Source organism: Pseudoalteromonas shioyasakiensis (assembly GCF_022398475.1).
In the GTDB taxonomy this organism is placed as follows: Bacteria; Pseudomonadota; Gammaproteobacteria; order Enterobacterales; family Alteromonadaceae; genus Pseudoalteromonas.
The window spans coordinates 37,846-54,964 of the sequence record NZ_JAKEVM010000003.1; the positions used below are offsets into that span (position 1 = coordinate 37,846).

General features: G+C 42.9%; 17 protein-coding genes. 14 read left to right on the forward strand and 3 right to left on the reverse strand.

From position 1 onward, the window contains the following. Position 1 precedes the first annotated feature (1 nt). From L1D51_RS01475 to L1D51_RS01520, 10 genes are all read left to right on the forward strand, one after another. Positions 2 to 1,708: a T6SS phospholipase effector Tle1-like catalytic domain-containing protein gene (locus L1D51_RS01475; RefSeq protein ID WP_239962289.1), complete on the forward strand. Its 1,707-nt coding sequence runs from the start codon at positions 2 to 4 to the stop codon at positions 1,706 to 1,708. Further along, a complete protein-coding gene (locus L1D51_RS01480) occupies positions 1,693 to 2,211 on the forward strand; it encodes a DUF2931 family protein (protein WP_239962291.1) in 519 nt (172 codons plus the stop codon). The genes L1D51_RS01475 and L1D51_RS01480 overlap by 16 nt, the downstream gene beginning before the upstream one ends. Positions 2,212 to 2,220: 9 nt before the next feature. Further along, complete coding sequence (locus tag L1D51_RS01485) at positions 2,221 to 2,733, forward strand: DUF2931 domain-containing protein (protein ID WP_239962293.1); 513 nt, start codon at positions 2,221 to 2,223, stop codon at positions 2,731 to 2,733. 2 nt (positions 2,734 to 2,735) lie between these two features. After that, positions 2,736 to 3,269 carry a DUF2931 domain-containing protein gene (locus tag L1D51_RS01490; protein WP_239962295.1) on the forward strand — a complete coding sequence of 178 codons (534 nt, stop codon included), beginning with the start codon at positions 2,736 to 2,738 and terminating at the stop codon, positions 3,267 to 3,269. A 451-nt stretch (positions 3,270 to 3,720) separates the two neighbouring features. Beyond that, entirely contained in the window at positions 3,721 to 5,268 is a 1,548-nt protein-coding gene (gene leuA / locus L1D51_RS01495; protein ID WP_054562897.1) for a 2-isopropylmalate synthase, read from the forward strand. Beyond that, positions 5,265 to 6,341, forward strand: coding sequence for a 3-isopropylmalate dehydrogenase (gene leuB, locus L1D51_RS01500; RefSeq protein WP_054554475.1), 1,077 nt, complete (start codon positions 5,265 to 5,267; stop codon positions 6,339 to 6,341). Before leuA ends, leuB begins: the two co-directional genes overlap by 4 nt. 58 nt (positions 6,342 to 6,399) lie before the next feature. Continuing rightward, a complete protein-coding gene (gene leuC / locus L1D51_RS01505) occupies positions 6,400 to 7,800 on the forward strand; it encodes a 3-isopropylmalate dehydratase large subunit (protein ID WP_054554474.1) in 1,401 nt (466 codons plus the stop codon). Next, positions 7,800 to 8,399 (forward strand): 3-isopropylmalate dehydratase small subunit, encoded by a 600-nt coding sequence (gene leuD / locus L1D51_RS01510; RefSeq protein ID WP_054562894.1) that lies wholly within the window; start codon positions 7,800 to 7,802, stop codon positions 8,397 to 8,399. The genes leuC and leuD overlap by 1 nt, the downstream gene beginning before the upstream one ends. Positions 8,400 to 8,507: 108 nt before the next feature. Beyond that, the gene (locus tag L1D51_RS01515; RefSeq protein ID WP_054562893.1) at positions 8,508 to 9,494 is read left to right on the forward strand and encodes an SRPBCC family protein; all 987 of its coding nucleotides are present in this window, start codon (positions 8,508 to 8,510) and stop codon (positions 9,492 to 9,494) included. Positions 9,495 to 9,584: 90 nt separating this feature from the next. After that, positions 9,585 to 10,178, forward strand: coding sequence for a hypothetical protein (locus tag L1D51_RS01520; RefSeq protein ID WP_054562892.1), 594 nt, complete (start codon positions 9,585 to 9,587; stop codon positions 10,176 to 10,178). A 2-nt stretch (positions 10,179 to 10,180) separates the two neighbouring features. Here the strand turns inward: L1D51_RS01520 and L1D51_RS01525 are convergent, their stop codons facing one another. Beyond that, a complete protein-coding gene (locus L1D51_RS01525; RefSeq protein ID WP_055198597.1) occupies positions 10,181 to 10,546 on the reverse strand; it encodes a hypothetical protein in 366 nt (121 codons plus the stop codon). A 127-nt stretch (positions 10,547 to 10,673) separates the two neighbouring features. On the opposite strand from L1D51_RS01525, the gene L1D51_RS01530 reads away from it, so the two are divergent. After that, the gene (locus tag L1D51_RS01530; RefSeq protein ID WP_055198598.1) at positions 10,674 to 11,120 is read left to right on the forward strand and encodes a tellurite resistance TerB family protein; all 447 of its coding nucleotides are present in this window, start codon (positions 10,674 to 10,676) and stop codon (positions 11,118 to 11,120) included. A gap of 268 nt (positions 11,121 to 11,388) precedes the next feature. On the opposite strand, the gene L1D51_RS01535 is transcribed toward L1D51_RS01530, so the two are convergent. Then, complete coding sequence (locus L1D51_RS01535) at positions 11,389 to 11,958, reverse strand: NADPH-dependent FMN reductase (RefSeq protein ID WP_054562889.1); 570 nt, start codon at positions 11,956 to 11,958, stop codon at positions 11,389 to 11,391. Between the two features lie 130 nt (positions 11,959 to 12,088). On the opposite strand from L1D51_RS01535, the gene L1D51_RS01540 reads away from it, so the two are divergent. Then, positions 12,089 to 12,982, forward strand: a complete 894-nt coding sequence (locus L1D51_RS01540; RefSeq protein WP_054562888.1) for a LysR family transcriptional regulator — start codon at positions 12,089 to 12,091, stop codon at positions 12,980 to 12,982. Here L1D51_RS01540 and norR read toward each other — a convergent pair. Continuing rightward, on the reverse strand, positions 12,979 to 14,541 hold the full coding sequence (norR, locus tag L1D51_RS01545; protein WP_054562887.1) for a nitric oxide reductase transcriptional regulator NorR: 1,563 nt from the start codon (positions 14,539 to 14,541) through the stop codon (positions 12,979 to 12,981). The genes L1D51_RS01540 and norR overlap by 4 nt on opposite strands. Positions 14,542 to 14,697: 156 nt before the next feature. Here norR and L1D51_RS01550 point away from each other — a divergent pair, with 156 nt between their 5' ends. Further along, the gene (locus L1D51_RS01550) at positions 14,698 to 15,930 is read left to right on the forward strand and encodes an NnrS family protein (protein ID WP_239962297.1); all 1,233 of its coding nucleotides are present in this window, start codon (positions 14,698 to 14,700) and stop codon (positions 15,928 to 15,930) included. A gap of 20 nt (positions 15,931 to 15,950) precedes the next feature. After that, positions 15,951 to 17,114, forward strand: coding sequence for an NO-inducible flavohemoprotein (gene hmpA / locus L1D51_RS01555; protein ID WP_054562885.1), 1,164 nt, complete (start codon positions 15,951 to 15,953; stop codon positions 17,112 to 17,114). Positions 17,115 to 17,119: the final 5 nt, after the last annotated feature.

Genomic DNA, 17,119 nt, shown 5'->3' on the forward strand with positions numbered 1-17,119 from the left:
AATGAGCCAAGCAATGCCAATGGCAGTAAACCTTGTTAATACACTTGTTATTAATACCGGTGCGGGTGCAACAACAAAGCATATTATTGTAAAAGTACTGGGCGATGTTGATGTAGAAATACAGCTACTTTCACAAGGCAACAAGGTCGTAGTTGAAAAACAAGCAGCGCAGCACTACCGTTTTAATAACCTGTCGCAAGATACACCTTACACTCTCAAAGCAATTGTTGCTGGTAAGGCCGAGTTTACTCTTGTAAATGAGCAGCAATTTGCAGACTATTTTAATTCAAACACGGTAAAGTCATTTAATATTGGCAGTAAGGGCGGCCCGCAACTATTTAAGCATAAAATTTTACCTAAAGGCCATGTAGAACTCACCTTACTTGCCGAACCGCCTTGCTTTGGGGTGTTTTTTGATGGCACAGGTAATAACCGTTTTAACGACATACAAGACTCAACAGACAGCAAGGAGCCTACGAATGTTGTTAAGTTGTTTGAGTTATATCCCGCTGAAGACTTTCAAGCACGCCATTACGTAGAAGGAATTGGTACCAAAGCGAATAAAAGTGATTCAACACTAGATATGGGCTTGGCGTTTAGTTTTGACGAGCGTATAAAAAAAACTATATCTGCTATGAACGTATTTTTTGAGAGTTTTCAAAAAGTACGAGTGGTCTTCATAGATGTGTTTGGTTTTAGTCGAGGTGCAGCCCAAGCTCGAGCGTTTATTAATCAGGTCAATGCAATATATCAAGACAAGCCAAATTATTGGGGCAGCATTAAGCCTGTTATTCGTTTTGTAGGCTTATTTGATAGTGTTGCATCTATTGGCGGCGATGGCGATAATAACCACAGCGAGTTTTACGCCGATGACGAACTTGACTACCCCATTAACTTAAATTTAGCGAGCAGTAGTGCCGGGTATGTAATGCACTTAGCTGCGTTTGATGAAAAGCGCGATAAATTCCCTCTTAGCTCATTACTCAGTAGTAACATGCAGCTATCAGAAAACCACAAAGAAATTGAGCTCCCAGGTGTGCACTCAGATATTGGTGGCGGTTATGGCCCCGTCGAAACGAGTATTCTTTACCCTCGGCAGTATATTGTGGGCCAAGCCGGTGAGCTAGAGCACGACAAAGAGCTCGTACAGCTTAAACAGACACTTGAACAAAAATATTATTGGCCAACAATTAATATTCAATTTAAAGCAAGCCGGCCAAGAATAAATCGGCAACCAAAGCGGATTTGGAATAAATCAGAAAATACAATTTACACCAGCTATAGGCCGTATTGGCGTCGTAAATTAAGTAATATTCTGCCGCATTACAGTTTAGCGCTAATGCACGAAACGGCTGTAAATCAAGGGGTGCCGTTGCAAAACCTAGCAGAGCTTGCCAACCGTAAACAAGCTGATGGTCAGGCTTTTCCTTATGTTTTACCAAGCGAGCTTAAATCGCTTGTAGATACAGCGCGCAGTTTTGGGCCGCAAAGTGATGCCTGGCATGCTTTATACAAAGACTACATTCACCATAGTGTTAAATACGCAGCAACGATTGATGCGATAGCTCACGGCCCTGAAGAAGAAGCAGAATTTACCACTAAAAACCAACAGCGCGAGCTTTTTTATAACCAGCCAAGCCAAGCTGAAACAAGCACACAATGGCAATCACAACTAATAAATGGATACCGACTATGGACAAGTTTATAAAACCACTCATCTCACTTGCATGTGCTTTGCTCATAGCCGGTTGCTCGTCAACAGGAAAAATAGATTACATGGTAGCAGGCGTAGGCACTGAGAATGGGAATGCTATTTGGGGGCGCTCGGTGATATTTGATGATGCATGGGGCATACCATCAGGGGCTATTGGTTGCTGTTATGGAGAAACAAGAGCGACAGTTGGTGTATACGACCAAAAATTCCCCGAAAAAGTGGCGGTTGAATGGCTCGATAAATCAGAAAATAGAATTTATTACGGTGAAGTGGCCATAGATAAGGCTGGGTATAAATTAGCTAAAACCTTACCTAGATACACCGTTGTGAGCACTGGGCGCAAAGCAAAAGAAATCATACCTTATTTAATAATAGGAATGAGCGAGACAGGTGAAATCAACGTTTGGCTATCCAATGCGCCCTCGGGAAGAAATAGAACTGAGCGTGTATTACATGAACTTGGCTCTGGGCAAGCGCAATGGCGTGAGAATAAATAAAAACCGACTATGGACAAGTTTATAAAACCACTCTTCTCACTTGCATGTGCTTTGCTCATAGCCGGTTGCTCGTCAACAGGAAAAATAGATTACATGGTCGTATCTGGCTCAACTGATGAAGGTAATGATATTTTTGCGACATTAATAGAATTTGATGGGCGTTGGAGTGTACCTGCAGGTGCAATGTCGTGTTGCCGAGCTACGGCAGGTGCAATGGTCGGAGTTTATGAGCAAAAATTCCCGGAAAAAGTTGAAGTTGAATGGCTCGATAAATCAGAAAATAGAATTTATTACGGTGAAGTGACCATAGATAAGGCGGGGTATAAATTAGCCAAATCACTCCCTACCTTCACTCTATCAACAGGAGAGGTATTTAAAGAAATAAAGCCTTATTTAATTATTGGTATGGGAGAAACTGGTGAAATAAAAGTGTGGATATCAAATACACCTTCAGCAGGGGTCACAGGGCGAGTATTACATGAACTAGGCTCAGGGCAAGCGCAATGGCGCGAGAATAATTAAAAATGCATTTAGTGACTATGGACAAGTTTATAAAACCACTCATCTCAATTGCATGTGCTTTGTTTTTGGCCGGTTGTTCGTCAACGGGAAAAATAGATTATATGGTAGCAGGCGTAGGCACTGAGAGTGGAAATGCTATTTGGGGGCGCTCAGTGGTATTTGATGATACATGGGGCATACCATCAGGGGCAGTTGAGTGTTGTTATGCTGAGGCTGGCGGTACAGTCAGTTTGTACGACCAAAAGTTCCCCGAAAAAGTGGCGGTTGAATGGCTCGATAAATCAGAAAATAGAATTTACTACGGTGAAGTGGCCATAGATAAGGCAGGGTATAAATTAGCTAAAAATTTACCTAGATATACATGGGTAAGCACAGGAGAAATAGAAACAAATATAACCCCCTACTTGATAATTGGTATGGGAGAAACTGGTGAAATAAAAGTATGGCTAACTAATGCGCGCTCTGAAAGGAATAGAATTGGCCGTGTATTACATGAACTTGGCTCTGGGCAAGCGCAATGGCGTGAGAATCAATGATGTTTTTAGAACACCTCACTAAACAATTAGATTTTTTCCTCGTGCTGTTACTTTATGTGTATGTGATAACTATCACATTTAAAAGTTAATCTAAGCAATAGAAGCTTTACCTTCCGAAACTTTAAACGTTCAACGCATTTAATTGGGTTTAATTAACCTTTAAAGTGTGCTTTTGTGGATTTTTAATTTCATTAAGGCGATTTAAAAATCGCTTTTGTGGAAAAATTATGCTTGCAAGCAAGTTTTTTGAATGTTAAAAATACAGCCACTGAACACACATTTAGTAAATTAAGATGCAAATTACACATTCAATTACATTAAAACTAAACCTCTTACTGCTTAAATCAGTGAGCGGGGCTTAGTGTATTTGCATTTGTAGAACATTAAAAAACCCCGCAACCGCGGGGTTTTTTTTATCTCGCTAATGGGTCATTGGGAACGAGGACAGTTTATGAAAGATAAGGTTTGGATTTTTGACACAACGTTACGTGATGGTGAGCAAGCATTAAAAGCAAGCCTAACCGAAGACGACAAAATTCAACTTGCGCATACCATTAGCCGCTTAAATGTGGATGTAATGGAAGTGGGTTTTCCGGTATCTAGTCCGGCAGATTTTCGCTCTGTACAGCGCATTGCGACTGAAGTGAAAGGGCCGATTATTTGTGGCTTAGCACGTGCTGTAGCAAAAGATATTGAAGCATGTGGTGAAGCACTTCGCCCAGCAGAGCAGGGCCGTATTCATACATTTATTGCAACCAGTCCATTACACCTTGAGCACAAATTACGTATGAGCTTAGACGATGCAACGGCAATGGCTGTTAAGTCGATTAAACTTGCGCGTAACTACACGGATGACGTTGAGTTTTCGTGTGAAGATGCAGGTCGTACACCGCATTGGGATTTATGCCGTATCGTTGAAAGTGCTATTGATGCGGGTGCATCAACTATCAACTTACCTGACACCGTAGGCTATGTAACGCCAGACGAATACGCTGCGATGATCCACCACTTAATGAACAATGTGCCAAATATCGACAAGGCGCGTTTAAGCGTGCATTGCCATAACGATTTAGGTTTAGCGGTTGCTAACTCAATCGCTGCAGTACAAGCCGGTGCTCGCCAAATCGAATGTACAATAAATGGTATTGGTGAGCGTGCAGGTAACTGCTCGCTTGAAGAAGTCGCGATGATCATGAAGATGCGTGAAGACCACTTAAAAGTGCATACCGATATTCGCAGTGAAGAGATTTACCGTGCTTCGCGCCAAATAGCGAAGATTTGTAATATGCCAGTGCAACCAAACAAAGCAATTGTTGGTGAAAACGCCTTTGCACACAGCTCAGGGATCCACCAAGACGGCGTATTAAAAGCACAAAACACTTACGAAATTATGTCGCCAGAAAGTGTTGGTGTACCAAATAACCAATTAAACATGACTTCGCGTTCAGGTCGTCATGTTATTGAGCATCGTTTAGAAGAGTTAGGCTATCAAAAATCTGATTACGATATGGATAGCTTATACAGTAGCTTCTTAGCATTAGCAGACCAAAAAGGCACTGTGTATGACTATGACTTAGAAGCGATGATTTACTTTAATCAAATCAAAGATAAAGACGAAAAGTACCAGCTTGAGTTTGTGAACTCTACGTCTAACTCACAATCGGTGGCGAGCTCAACAATCGGCATGACAATTGATGGTGAGTCTAAGCAAGAGGCAGCAACAGGTAATGGCCCTGTCGAAGCATCATTCTTAGCAATTGAGCGCTTAACGGGTATGTCGGTCGAAATGATTGAATATAACCTAGAAGCAACAGGCCAAGGTGCCAGCTCACTAGGGCAAGTGAATATTATCGCTAAATATGATGGTCGCCCTTATCACGGTGCGGGCATTGCAGCGGATGTGGTTGAAGCGTCGGTACGCGCCATGATCCGCGTTTATAACTTAATTTATCGTGCACAAAAAGTGTCTGATTTAAAACAACAGAGGAAAGCAGGATGAGTCAATCGAATTACAGTATCGCAGTATTAGCAGGCGACGGGATTGGTCCAGAAGTTATGGCAGCAGCAGAAACCGTCTTGGATGCTGTAAGCGAAAAATTTGGTTTTACTTTGACTCGTCATCACCATGCGATTGGTGGTGCTGCCATTGATGAGTTTGGTCAGGCACTGCCGCAAAGTACATTGAGTGCTTGTGAAAATGCCGATGCGATTTTATTTGGCTCGGTAGGTGGCCCTAAGTGGGAAAACTTACCACCGAATGAGCAACCAGAGCGAGCTTCACTGTTGCCGCTGCGTAAGCATTTTGGTTTGTTCTGTAATTTACGCCCAGCACAATTATTACCAGCACTAAGCGCTGCGTCACCGCTTCGTGCAGATATCAGTGCACAAGGCTTTGATATCTTATGTGTTCGCGAGCTAACAGGCGGTATTTATTTCGGTGAAAAAGGTCGCAGTGGCGAGGGGGAGCAAGAAGCCGCTTTCGATACCCAAACATATTCTCGTAAAGAAATTGAGCGCATCGCACGCTTTGCATTTGAAGCCGCAAAGCTGCGTAGTAATCATGTTACCTCGGTTGATAAAGCGAATGTGTTAGCGACCAGCGTACTTTGGCGTGAAGTGGTCTCTGAAGTGAGCAAAGATTACCCAGAGGTAAGCCTTGACTACATTTATGTTGATAACGCGGCAATGCAGTTAGTTAAGCAGCCAAGTCAGTTTGATGTATTACTTTGCGATAACTTATTTGGTGACATTTTGTCTGATGAGTGCGCGATGATCACAGGCTCTATGGGCTTATTACCATCAGCGAGTTTAAATCAGTCTGGCTTTGGTTTGTATGAGCCAGCTGGTGGCTCAGCACCAGATATCGCTGGCAAAGGGGTTGCAAACCCAATCGCGCAAATTTTAAGTGCTGCGCTTATGTTGCGTTACTCACTAGGGCAAGATGAAGCGGCTCGTACGATTGAAAAAGCGGTGGCAGAAGCGGTTGAAGCCGGTGTTGGTACGCCAGATATCTACCCAAATGCAGGGTATACCACCAGTGATGTTGCTGCGGCAATTGTGGCACGTATTTAATTAAAAATTGTTTGCGCTGAGCTCGTCACTCAGCGTAACTAAAATGAGGGAATAGCAAGTGGCCCAAACCTTATACGATAAAATTTGGCAAGCTCATGTAGTCGCCAGCATAAATGATCAAACTGATTTACTTTATATCGACCGTCACCTAGTTCATGAAGTTACATCGCCGCAAGCCTTTGCTGGTTTACGTGAGAAAAACCGCAAAGTACGTTGCCCAGAAAAAACCTTTGCGACCATGGACCATAACGTTTCAACAAAAAGCCGTTCATTAGATGCTGCGAGTGAAGTGTCGAAAAATCAATTAATGGCACTGGATGCAAACTGTAAAGAGTTTGGTATTCAACTTTATGATTTAAATTCGATTAATCAAGGTATTGTGCATGTAATGGGGCCTGAGCAAGGTATTACCTTACCGGGCACAACCATAGTGTGTGGTGACAGCCATACCTCTACCCACGGTGCATTTGGAGCACTAGCGCACGGTATCGGTACTTCAGAAGTTGAGCATGTTCTAGCCACTCAAACACTGCAGCAGAAAAAAGCCAAGTCATTAAAAATTCAAATAAATGGTCGCCTTCGCCCAACTGTTACTGCCAAAGATTTAATCATGGCGGTGATTGGTAAATTAGGCACTGCGGGTGGTACTGGCTATGTTGCTGAATTTTGTGGCGAAGGAATCGAAGCGCTGTCTATGGAAGCGCGCATGACGCTTTGTAATATGAGTATTGAAATGGGTGCAAAAGCGGGGTTAATAGCACCAGATCAAACAACTTATGATTATTTAAAAGGTCGCCCATTTGCACCACAAGGTGCTGACTTTGATAGTGCCGTTGCCTATTGGCAAACACTAAAAACAGATGAAGGCGCAGAGTTTGATCATGTTGTTGAATTAGAGGCCGCTGATATTCAACCGCAAATTACTTGGGGTACCAGCCCTGAGCAAGTGATTGGCGTAGATGAATTCATTCCTGATCCTGAGCAAGAGCCAGATCTAATCAAGGCTGATGCAATCCGCAGCGCACTAAAGTATATGGGTTTAAAAGCCGGTGATAAATTGTCTTCTGCGACTGTTGATACGGTGTTTATTGGCTCATGTACAAATAGCCGAATTGAAGATTTACGTGCTGCCGCGCAAATTGTTGAAGGTAAGCAGGTTGCAGCGGGTGTTGAAGCGCTGATTGTTCCTGGTTCTGGCCTTGTAAAAAAACAAGCTGAAGACGAAGGCCTTGCAGATATCTTCAAAGCAGCTGGCTTTGAATGGCGTGAGCCAGGTTGTTCAATGTGCTTAGCAATGAATGACGATAGATTAGAAGCCGGTAAACGCTGTGCGTCGACCTCAAATCGCAACTTTGAAGGTCGCCAAGGTCGCGGTGGTCGCACTCACTTAGTGAGCCCAGCAATGGCAGCGGCAGCGGCAATTCATGGTCGTTTTGTTGATATCAGAGGAGAAGCCTAATGAGCGTATTTTTTAGTGGCTTAATGGCCCCGTTAGATAAAAACAATGTTGATACTGACCAAATTATTCCAAAGCAGTTTTTAACGTCGACAAGCCGTGATGGTTTTGATGCGGCGCTTTTTTACGATTGGCGTTATTTAGATAACGGCGAGCCAAACCCTGAGTTTATTTTGAACCGCCCTTGTTACCAAGGTGCGCAAATTCTTTTAACTCGCGACAATTTTGGTTGTGGTTCATCGCGTGAGCACGCGCCATGGGCATTAAAGCAATATGGTTTTGAAGTTATCTTAGCGGAAAGCTTTGCCGATATTTTCTTTAATAACTGCGGCAATAACCAAATGCTTGCTATCGCATTACCTGCAGAAACACTTGAGCAATTATTTGTGCTGAGTGAGCAGCATGATGATATTCATATCGAAGTTGATTTAGAAAACCAACAACTTCGTAGCGATAAGTTTGACACTATTCACTTTGATATTCGCCATGATATTAAAGAGCGTTTATTAAGTGGCTTAGATTTTATCGGTGTGACTGAAACACTTAACAGCCAAATTGATGCTTTTGAGCAGCAACTAGCAGCAGAGCGCCCTTGGCAATAACCTGTTTTTCCATGTGAACCTAAACGCGGCCAAGGCCGCGTTTTTATTTGTTTCTAAAAAAGAAAGTTGCTAATTTGGTTGGTAAAATAACGAAAACAACAAATAACTATGTGGCCTCTTTCTCCTAAATCTATCGGCATCTTGATGGGTGTGCTTTATGGCATCAGCGTGCGCATCTTTCTTGAAGTTAGCGAAACGTTTAATTTCGGTAGCCTCGTTACTATTTCGTTTATGTTTTTAGTGCCTGTGGCTATTGGGTTTATACGGGTACATTTTGAATATAATCAACTGTCGCCGATGACATATGGAAGAATGGCGGTAGTCGCTTGGCAGCCTATTTTTGTGTTCTTATTTGTCAGCGTAGTAACTCTTTTAGAAGGAAGTATCTGCGTTGCAATGGCCCTCCCTGCATTTATGTTTTTTGCTAGTATTGGCGGTATGTTAGCAGGGCTATGTCATCGCCTTTGGGAAAAGAAAAGCAACAAAGCGGTGATGTCGGTAGCTTTGTTGCCGTTGATCCTTTCTCCTTTAGAGCTCAACTTTTTACACTTATCGAAAACTTACGAAGTTAAAAATGCGATTGTTATCAATGCGCCTGTTGATGTTGTGTGGCAACAATTAGCTAATGTTAGCCAAATTCATGAGGGCGAATATCCAAGTTCATTTTCGCAATTAATTGGTATTCCTAGGCCAATTCGAGCTGATATGAGTGGTGATGGGGTAGGTGCAATTAGAACCAGCCAGTGGCAGAAAAATGTTGTATTTAAAGAAGTGATAACCGAGTGGCTGCCGAATGAGAAAATGCTTTATAACTTTGAGATTGACCCTGAGTTAATTCCTGATCATGCACTTGATCAGCATGTGAAATTAGGTGGTGAATATTTTTCGCCGCTGCATGGCGGTTATGAGTTAGTTACAAGTGGTAATAATCAAACGCTGTTAAGCCTTAAAACGACGGTACTTGATAACACTAACTTTGGCATTTATTCACGAGTCTGGGGGGAAGTGATCTTTCAGGATTTTCACCGAGCACTTCTCAAGCTAATGAAAGATCGCGCTGAAAATGACAACAAATTAGTTGCAAAAACAGGATGACCACTCGCTGTCTAGCAGCTTATCGTAATTGTTTTCTTTATGGCCTTTAAACCATTAGCCTAGGCTGAAATTTTATTTAGGGAACACACCATGAAATACTTAGTAGCATCGATGCTCGTGGCAGCGTCATCAGTAGCGGCTGCACGACCTGCACCATTAGTGTCAATTCCAAGCCATGATGGCTTTTTTGATAATATTGCTGCCCATTGCGGTAAAGCTTACGAAGGTAAAGTGAGCGTTGATAACGCTGCTGGTCCAAGCTCATTTGCGGGCAAAAAGTTAGTAATGCATGTACGTCGTTGTAACGAGCGTGAGTTACAAGTGCCATTTCATGTAGGTGATGATGCATCTCGTACTTGGATCATCACAAAAACGGGCAGTGGTTTGAGTTTAAAGCATGACCATCGTCATAAAGATGGCAGCGATGATAAATCAACCATGTATGGTGGGCATACTCTTGATGCGGGTTTTGCTAACGCGCAGTCGTTCCCGGCTGATCAGTATTCAAAAGAGTTGTTTGTGAGCCAAGGTATTCCCCAATCAATGGGTAACACGTGGCAAATGTATATTTACCCTAAGCAATTTACCTATCGCTTAGTGCGTGAAGGGCGTGAATTTCGTGTTGATTTTGACTTAACTAAACCTATCACGCCGCCAAGCGCGCCGTGGGGATATGAAGACTAGTGCTATTTAGCTTCGTCTTCACACTGTAAAACAACCGTTAAAGGTGGCTGATAGGCGCGTGGTTTAGTTGGAAAACGTTCATACTCCTGCACCCCATCAGTCACTCTTAGCATAAATGGTTTGTCTCTACATAAGCGACTTGCATGGCGCAGTAAGAATACGCTTTGATTGCGAAAGTGCTTATAGTCGTCAGACTGAATTTCGAGGTGATAGCGGCCGTCGGCCAATTTAGTTTGGTAGTAATGGACTTTTTCGTCGAAGTCATAGAGCTTTTCGGTTTCGCCTTTTGCTGCCTGCGCATTACTGCACCCCGCTAACATTAAAACGGCGCTGATTAATAGTGCTTGTGTACTTCTCACTTCACTCATAAACACTTAACTCCATGTGATTAATACCTTGTTTCATTGAGATGTTGAACCTGAGTTAGCATCCATAGTCAAACTAAGGTAACGTTACGTCTTACATGTAGTCTAACACCCAAAAAGGGAAAATGTGATGCTCAATAAAATAAAACAGCTGTTTTCAGCGCTGAATGATACCCAATCTAACATTGCTGAGCATGACCTAAAAACCGCCGTTGCTGCGTTATTAATTGAGGTTATGCGTGCAGATAATGAGTTACAAGATGATGAGCAACAGACCCTGAATGAGACCTTAAAGAAGTATTTCTCGCTTAACGAGGAAGAGGTTCAAGAGTTAGTTGCAAGTGCATCGCAAAGCTTAGATGATGCAATAGATTATTTTCAGTTCTCAAAACAAGTTAATGCCCAGTGCAGTGCCGAGCAGCGTATTGAAATCATCGAGCTGTTGTGGCGTTTAGCCTATGCAGATGGCAATTTAGATAAGCATGAAGAAATGGTTATTCGCCGCGTCGCAAGCTTGCTGTATGTAACTCATGAAGACTTTATCGCTGCTAAGCTAGCAGCGACAAAGCTAAGCTAGGGCGTGTTGACCTTTGTGGATTAAAATTTGTTCACTCTAGGGGCGATTTTATCGCGGCGCGAGATTTGTAACCTAGTGGGCTAAGTAAAAATCGAGCAACAAAGAGTTAATCGTCCCTAGGAAGAACCCGAAGGGCAGCGCGTGTTTGGCATTGATACTGCGTTATCGCCTATTTATGTGGAACAACCACACTACATAGGCTCTGCCTTGCCTAAATACCAAACACACTGCTGAAAAATTAATCATAAAAGGTCAACACGCCCTTATATTACTTATTTAATTTGCTCGCTACGCTCACAAGTTGCTGGGCAAGGCTGGCAACTTGCTCGGCTGTATCAGCATCGCTGATGCGGCCTTGCTCATCTAATTTAGTGTGGATAGCAGGTACTGCGAGTTGATCTGCAAGTACTAAACTACCAATACCTGATAAAATATCACGCACGTGATTTAAACCACGTAAACCACCTAAACCACCCGGTGAAGATGCATAAAGTGCAGTCACTTTATTACGAAATGCAGGCACTGCGCCTTGCTCTGTACGAGAAGCCCAATCGATTGCGTTTTTAAGTGGCGCTGTAATTGAGCCATTATATTCTGGGCTTGCTAATAAAATGCCATCAGCAGCGCGAAGCTTATCTTTTAATAATTGTGCGCCAGCAGGCGTACCTTGTGCTTCAATATCTTCATCAAATAATGGTAAGTCTAAATCACTTAATTTAATCACTTCTACTTCAGCACCACTTTCGAGGGCGAAGCGTGCAGCTTCATTAATCAGTTTTTGATTAAAGCTGTCTTTACGTAGGCTGCCTGCTAGGGCAATAATTTTTGGTGCTGTCATGATGGCTTCCTTTTTTAAGCTTCACTATTGATATGCTCGCTGTTGATATACTCACTGTAGCAAAAAACAGCTTGCAGAAAAGCCAAATAAACGCAAAACTTATGTGCGTATATGCACACAAGGAGCCGTTATGGCGATTCAATTTGATGATTGGCAAGATGTAAAAGTCGCTTATGAGGTGGCAAGGCTCGGCACGTTAACCGCTGCTGCCGAATCGTTAGGTGTTCACCACAGCACAGTGCTTAGAAGAATCAATAATTTAGAAGATAACCTTGATGCGCGGTTATTCCACCGCCATGCCCGTGGCTATACAGTGACAGAAATCGGCGCTAAGTTGTTTGCGACTGCAAAATCGATTAACGCTGAACTTGAAAAACTTCACAACGATATTATTGCCGCTGATAGCCAACTGCGAGGCAGTTTATTATTAACTACGGTTAGTGGTTTTATTGATGTGCTTAGTGATGTCTGTGAGCAGTTTCAAAGTCTGCACCCGCAAGTGCAACTCGAAGTTATTCTTGATCAAAACCGTTTACGCCTTGATCACGGTCAGGCGCACATTGCTGTGCGAGCGGGTCCTCGGCCTGATGAAGGCGACTATATTGCCCAGCATTTAGCTGAACTTTCGTCAGGGTTTTATGCCTCTAAAAGTTATATTGAAAAGTATGGCATGCCAAAGAATATTGAGCAGTTGCAACAACATAGTTTTGTTTCTGGGGTGGCTGGGTATAACGGTAAAGTGCCTTATTTTGCATGGGTTGATCAACATATTGAACCTTCGCAAATTAAGTTACGGGTGTCTGAAACATCAGAAGCTACACGGGCGATTGTTAGAGGCTTAGGAATTGGTGGTTTACAGCATGAAGTGGCAAGCCAATACCCTGATCTGCTGCCAGTGCTTCCTAAAGAGCTAAACTGGCCAACGGATCTTTGGCTGGTAACGCATCACTTGGTGCATCGCACAGCCAAAGTCCAAGCATTTAGTCAGCTTTTAAAAGCCTATTTTAAAGATTTAAAAGCTTAAACAGACTTTTTAACGCTAATGCCTAGCCGTTTGGCTAGACGCACAAGGTTGGCTCTATCAACACTTAAGCTACGTGCTGTGGCAGCCCAGTTTAGGTTATGTAGTTCAAGCTGTTGCATAATCAATTGATAACTAAAAGCGTCAGTTGCCTCTTTCAGCGATAAGCGAGTGGCTTTTTGTTCGTTAACTGCAACAGGGCTTGGTGCGGCAACGGCGGTTTTAGCAATATCACAATGCTCAGGCTCGATTGTGACAATGCTTTGTTGCCATTGCTGTTGTTTGGCTTTGAGTGCTGCGCGACTGATCACATGTTCAAGCTCTCTCACATTGCCTGGCCAATCATATTGACGCAGTAGTAACTGTGTATCGCTACTAAGCTTAAGTTGTTTAATTGCCAATTTTTTAGATGTTTGCTCAATAAAAAAGCCTGCCAATAAAATAACATCGTTATCGCGCTCTTTTAGTGGTGCAACATACAATGGGTAAACGCTTAAGCGGTGATAAAGGTCTGCACGAAAGCGCCCCGCAGCGACTTCTTGTTTTAAATCGCGGTTGGTTGCTGCAATCACTCTGACATCAACATAACGGCTTTGATCTTCCCCGACGGTTTGTACTTCACCACTTTGTAATACGCGTAATAACTTACTTTGCATAGCAAGCGGAAGCTCGCCGATTTCATCTAAAAACAGGGTACCACCATCGGCGAGTTGAAACTTACCCTGGCGAGCAGTATGTGCGCCAGTAAATGCGCCTTTACTGTGACCAAAAAACTCACTTTCGGCTAAGTTCTCTGGTAACGATGCGCAGTTTAAGTGGATCAACGGCATGTCACGGCGTTTTGAGTTTAAATGGATATTGCGCGCAACGAGTTCTTTACCTACGCCTGTATCACCTTGTATTAATACACTAAATTCTGAGGCAGCTACGAGCTGGATATCATTTTTAAGGGTCTGCATTACTTGGCTATTACCAATAATTTCGACACCTTCTCGTGTTAGTGCCTCAAGGTTAAGCTGCTGCGCAACTTGATGGTTGTGCTGTGCGTGCTGCATAAAATGCTGCAAGGTTAAGGCATGCTCAACATAACCTGCGGCTAGCTGTTTTAGTTGATTGAGCTCGTTCATTGCTAAAGCGTCAAAGGCATGTTCATCTAAACTATCAAAGGTCAAAACACCCAATAGTTCGTTATTGTCTTTGCTGCTCAGCAGCGGCACACCCATGCAGGCATGAACAGGAAAGTCTCCATGCTGGCTTTGTAATAAACCATCGTAGGGGTCGGGTAGGCCACAATCTTTGGCAAATTTTAGCGGTTCACTGCCACGGCATATTTCAAATAAGCGCGGATGCTCCGCTATTTTAAAGCGTCTTCCTAACGTATCGTCCGACAACCCATGAAGGGCTACGGGCTTTAACACATCGCCTTGTTTCAATAATAAGGCAACTGCATCACATTCAAGCCAATCATTAATGCAACTCAACAGATAACTGAAATTATGATCAACACTGCTTGCTTTGGTAAGTGCAAGTGCAACATCAAGAAGGGATTTTTTGAACGTCATGTCAATTTGACCTGAATATGTTTTATTGATGTTTTTAATGGTGTGTCATTTTGACTTATTTATCAAGCGTCCAAATTTAATACATTGATATTTAATGACTTTTGTTTTTGGCTCGAACTGTGCAATAGCTAGGGAAATTAAACGCTGAGAGCACTAATGAAAGTCATTAATTTAACTGAACCTATGCCAACTAAGATCAAATTTTATCAACTCAGCCAGTGGCCGTTATGGGCATTAGCATTTCGGCCTTTTTTCTTGGCGGCAGGTGCCTTAGCTGTGTTTGCAATGAGTTACTGGTTTTTAATCTTGGCGGGTTATGCACAGTGGCATCTAACAATGCCCGCAACGCTTTGGCATGCTCACGAAATGCTGTTTGGCTTTGCAGGCGTGGTTGCCATGGGCTTTTTGCTAACCGCCGCACAAACATGGACAGGTGTGGCGAGTGTAAGTGGTATTAAGCTTTGTTTGCTGAGCATGGTTTGGCTTGCTGCAAGGCTTAGTTTTTTTATTGAGATTGCAGGGTTCGAGCAGCTAAACCTTTATATTGTTAGTGCGCTACAACTCGTTTGGTGGCTAGCTGGAATTATTATTCTAGCTGACATGCTGATACAGGCAAAAAGCAGCCATAACTACTTATTTGTTGTCATCGCATCTTTGCTCTGTGCGCTCAATGTGATTTTTTTGAGCTTAGTTGTACTCAATAAAATGTCGCTGGCACTGGGGGTTGTTGATACCGCTGTACTTATCATGACACTGCTAGTTGGTGTTGTGGCTGGGCGAGTTGTGCCATTTTTTACCGCACGCGGCCTTAACCTAAGTGAACAAGTTAGAACCCCCGAGCTCGATAATTTAGTCGTATTTAGCTCATTTTTCGCCATTGCGTGGTTTTTTATGAGTCAGCTATTTTTTAGCGCAATGAGCACTGGTTGGGTTTTTGCTTGGCTTGCTTGTTTACATTCAGCCCGGTGTGTTTTGTGGTGGCATAAAGGCATTCTAAAAGTGCCTTTGCTATGGTCATTACATGTGGCTTATTGGGCTTTATCGGTTGGTTTAATACTCGTCGCGCTGAGCTATTTCAGCCCTATTATCTTATTCAAAGATGCGCTTCATCTGATCACTGTTGGCACCATAGGTGTGATGATCATCGCCATGATGGTACGTGTCTCTCATGGTCACACTGGGCGCGCATTACAAGCCCCTGCGTACATTAGTTTGGCATTTGTACTCATTGTGATAGCTGCCATTGTACGTTCGTTACTTCCTGTTTATTTAGGTCATCACCTTGCATGGCAGTTAAGTGCGTTGCTGTGGGTTGCTGGCTTTAGCTTATTTTTATTTCATTGTGCGCCCATCTTAGTGAATCGTCGTGTTGATGGTCGCCGCGGTTAATCTCTCCAATAGGAAAAACTATGTTATCTGAAAAAACGATCCAGATTGTTAAAAGTACTTTGCCGTTGCTTGCACAAGCAGGCCCTCAAGTGACTGAGTATTTTTATGATCGTATGTTTAGCTACAACCCTGAGCTTAAAAATATTTTTAATATGACACATCAGCAATCGGGCTCTCAGCAATTTGCGCTGTTTAATGCCTTAGCTGCCTATGCGGCAAATATTGATAACTTGGCAGTGTTAAAAGGTGCGCTTGCGCGCATTAATCATAAACACACCAGTTACCATATTTTGCCAGAGCATTATCCTATTGTTGGTGGACATTTGATTGCGACTTTAAAAGAGTTATTGCCAGAACAATTTACTCCTGAGGTCGAGTATGCATGGCGTGAAGCCTATTCATTATTAGCTGATGTATGTATTAATGAGGAGATGTCGCTATATCAAAAAACCAAAAAGGCACCGGGAGGTTGGTTTGGTACTCGTACTTTCACTATTACAGAAAAACGTATGGAGTCATCGCAAATTTGTAGTTTCACCTTAACGCCTGCCGATACAAAGCCTGTAGTTGCGTATTTACCGGGCCAATATTTAGGGATTAAAGTAACGCCTGCAAACAGTGATTTAACGCAAGTGAGGCAATACTCTTTATCGCAGCAAAGTAATGGTCGTAATTACCGTATTAGTGTGAAAAAAGAAGGCTTGGTATCTAACTACCTTCACAGCTTAACTGAGGGGGATGAGGTAGAAATTTACCCACCTGCAGGCGACTTTGTGCTTCGCGAAATTGACTCGCCTGTTGTATTGATCTCAGCGGGAGTTGGTCAAACCCCTATGATGGCGATGCTCGAAACACTATTAAGTAATCAACCTAATCAGCCAATTCATTACCTGCATGCTTGCGACAGTGAGACGCAGTTTGCCTTTAAAGAGTATTTATTTAAGCAACAGCAAGCGCACGCTTCATTACATTGTGTTACCTGGTTTAAAGATGGCAAGAGGGGCGATTTTGCGGGCTTAATGGATGTAAACCACATCGCTGACAGCTTACCAATAAGCAAAGGTGACTTTTACCTGTGTGGCCCAATCGCATTTATGGCAATGATAAAAGAGCAACTACTAGGTATTGGGGTTGCAAGTGAACGCATTCATTATGAGGTGTTTGGCCCTCATCAAAGCCTATGATGTAA

Excerpts from the sequence above, each read along its gene's own strand:
- L1D51_RS01525 (WP_055198597.1), bottom strand. The coding sequence starts at position 10,546 with ATGAGTGAAGTGAGAAGTACACAAGCACTATTAATCAGCGCCGTTTTA.
- leuB (WP_054554475.1), top strand. The coding sequence starts at position 5,265 with ATGAGTCAATCGAATTACAGTATCGCAGTATTAGCAGGCGACGGGATT.
- L1D51_RS01530 (WP_055198598.1), top strand. The coding sequence starts at position 10,674 with ATGCTCAATAAAATAAAACAGCTGTTTTCAGCGCTGAATGATACCCAA.
- L1D51_RS01540 (WP_054562888.1), top strand. The coding sequence starts at position 12,089 with ATGGCGATTCAATTTGATGATTGGCAAGATGTAAAAGTCGCTTATGAG.
- hmpA (WP_054562885.1), top strand. The coding sequence starts at position 15,951 with ATGTTATCTGAAAAAACGATCCAGATTGTTAAAAGTACTTTGCCGTTG.
- L1D51_RS01550 (WP_239962297.1), top strand. The coding sequence starts at position 14,698 with ATGAAAGTCATTAATTTAACTGAACCTATGCCAACTAAGATCAAATTT.
- L1D51_RS01475 (WP_239962289.1), top strand. The coding sequence starts at position 2 with ATGAGCCAAGCAATGCCAATGGCAGTAAACCTTGTTAATACACTTGTT.
- L1D51_RS01520 (WP_054562892.1), top strand. The coding sequence starts at position 9,585 with ATGAAATACTTAGTAGCATCGATGCTCGTGGCAGCGTCATCAGTAGCG.
- leuD (WP_054562894.1), top strand. The coding sequence starts at position 7,800 with ATGAGCGTATTTTTTAGTGGCTTAATGGCCCCGTTAGATAAAAACAAT.
- L1D51_RS01515 (WP_054562893.1), top strand. The coding sequence starts at position 8,508 with ATGTGGCCTCTTTCTCCTAAATCTATCGGCATCTTGATGGGTGTGCTT.
- L1D51_RS01480 (WP_239962291.1), top strand. The coding sequence starts at position 1,693 with ATGGACAAGTTTATAAAACCACTCATCTCACTTGCATGTGCTTTGCTC.
- L1D51_RS01490 (WP_239962295.1), top strand. The coding sequence starts at position 2,736 with ATGCATTTAGTGACTATGGACAAGTTTATAAAACCACTCATCTCAATT.
- leuA (WP_054562897.1), top strand. The coding sequence starts at position 3,721 with ATGAAAGATAAGGTTTGGATTTTTGACACAACGTTACGTGATGGTGAG.
- L1D51_RS01485 (WP_239962293.1), top strand. The coding sequence starts at position 2,221 with ATGGACAAGTTTATAAAACCACTCTTCTCACTTGCATGTGCTTTGCTC.
- L1D51_RS01535 (WP_054562889.1), bottom strand. The coding sequence starts at position 11,958 with ATGACAGCACCAAAAATTATTGCCCTAGCAGGCAGCCTACGTAAAGAC.
- norR (WP_054562887.1), bottom strand. The coding sequence starts at position 14,541 with ATGACGTTCAAAAAATCCCTTCTTGATGTTGCACTTGCACTTACCAAA.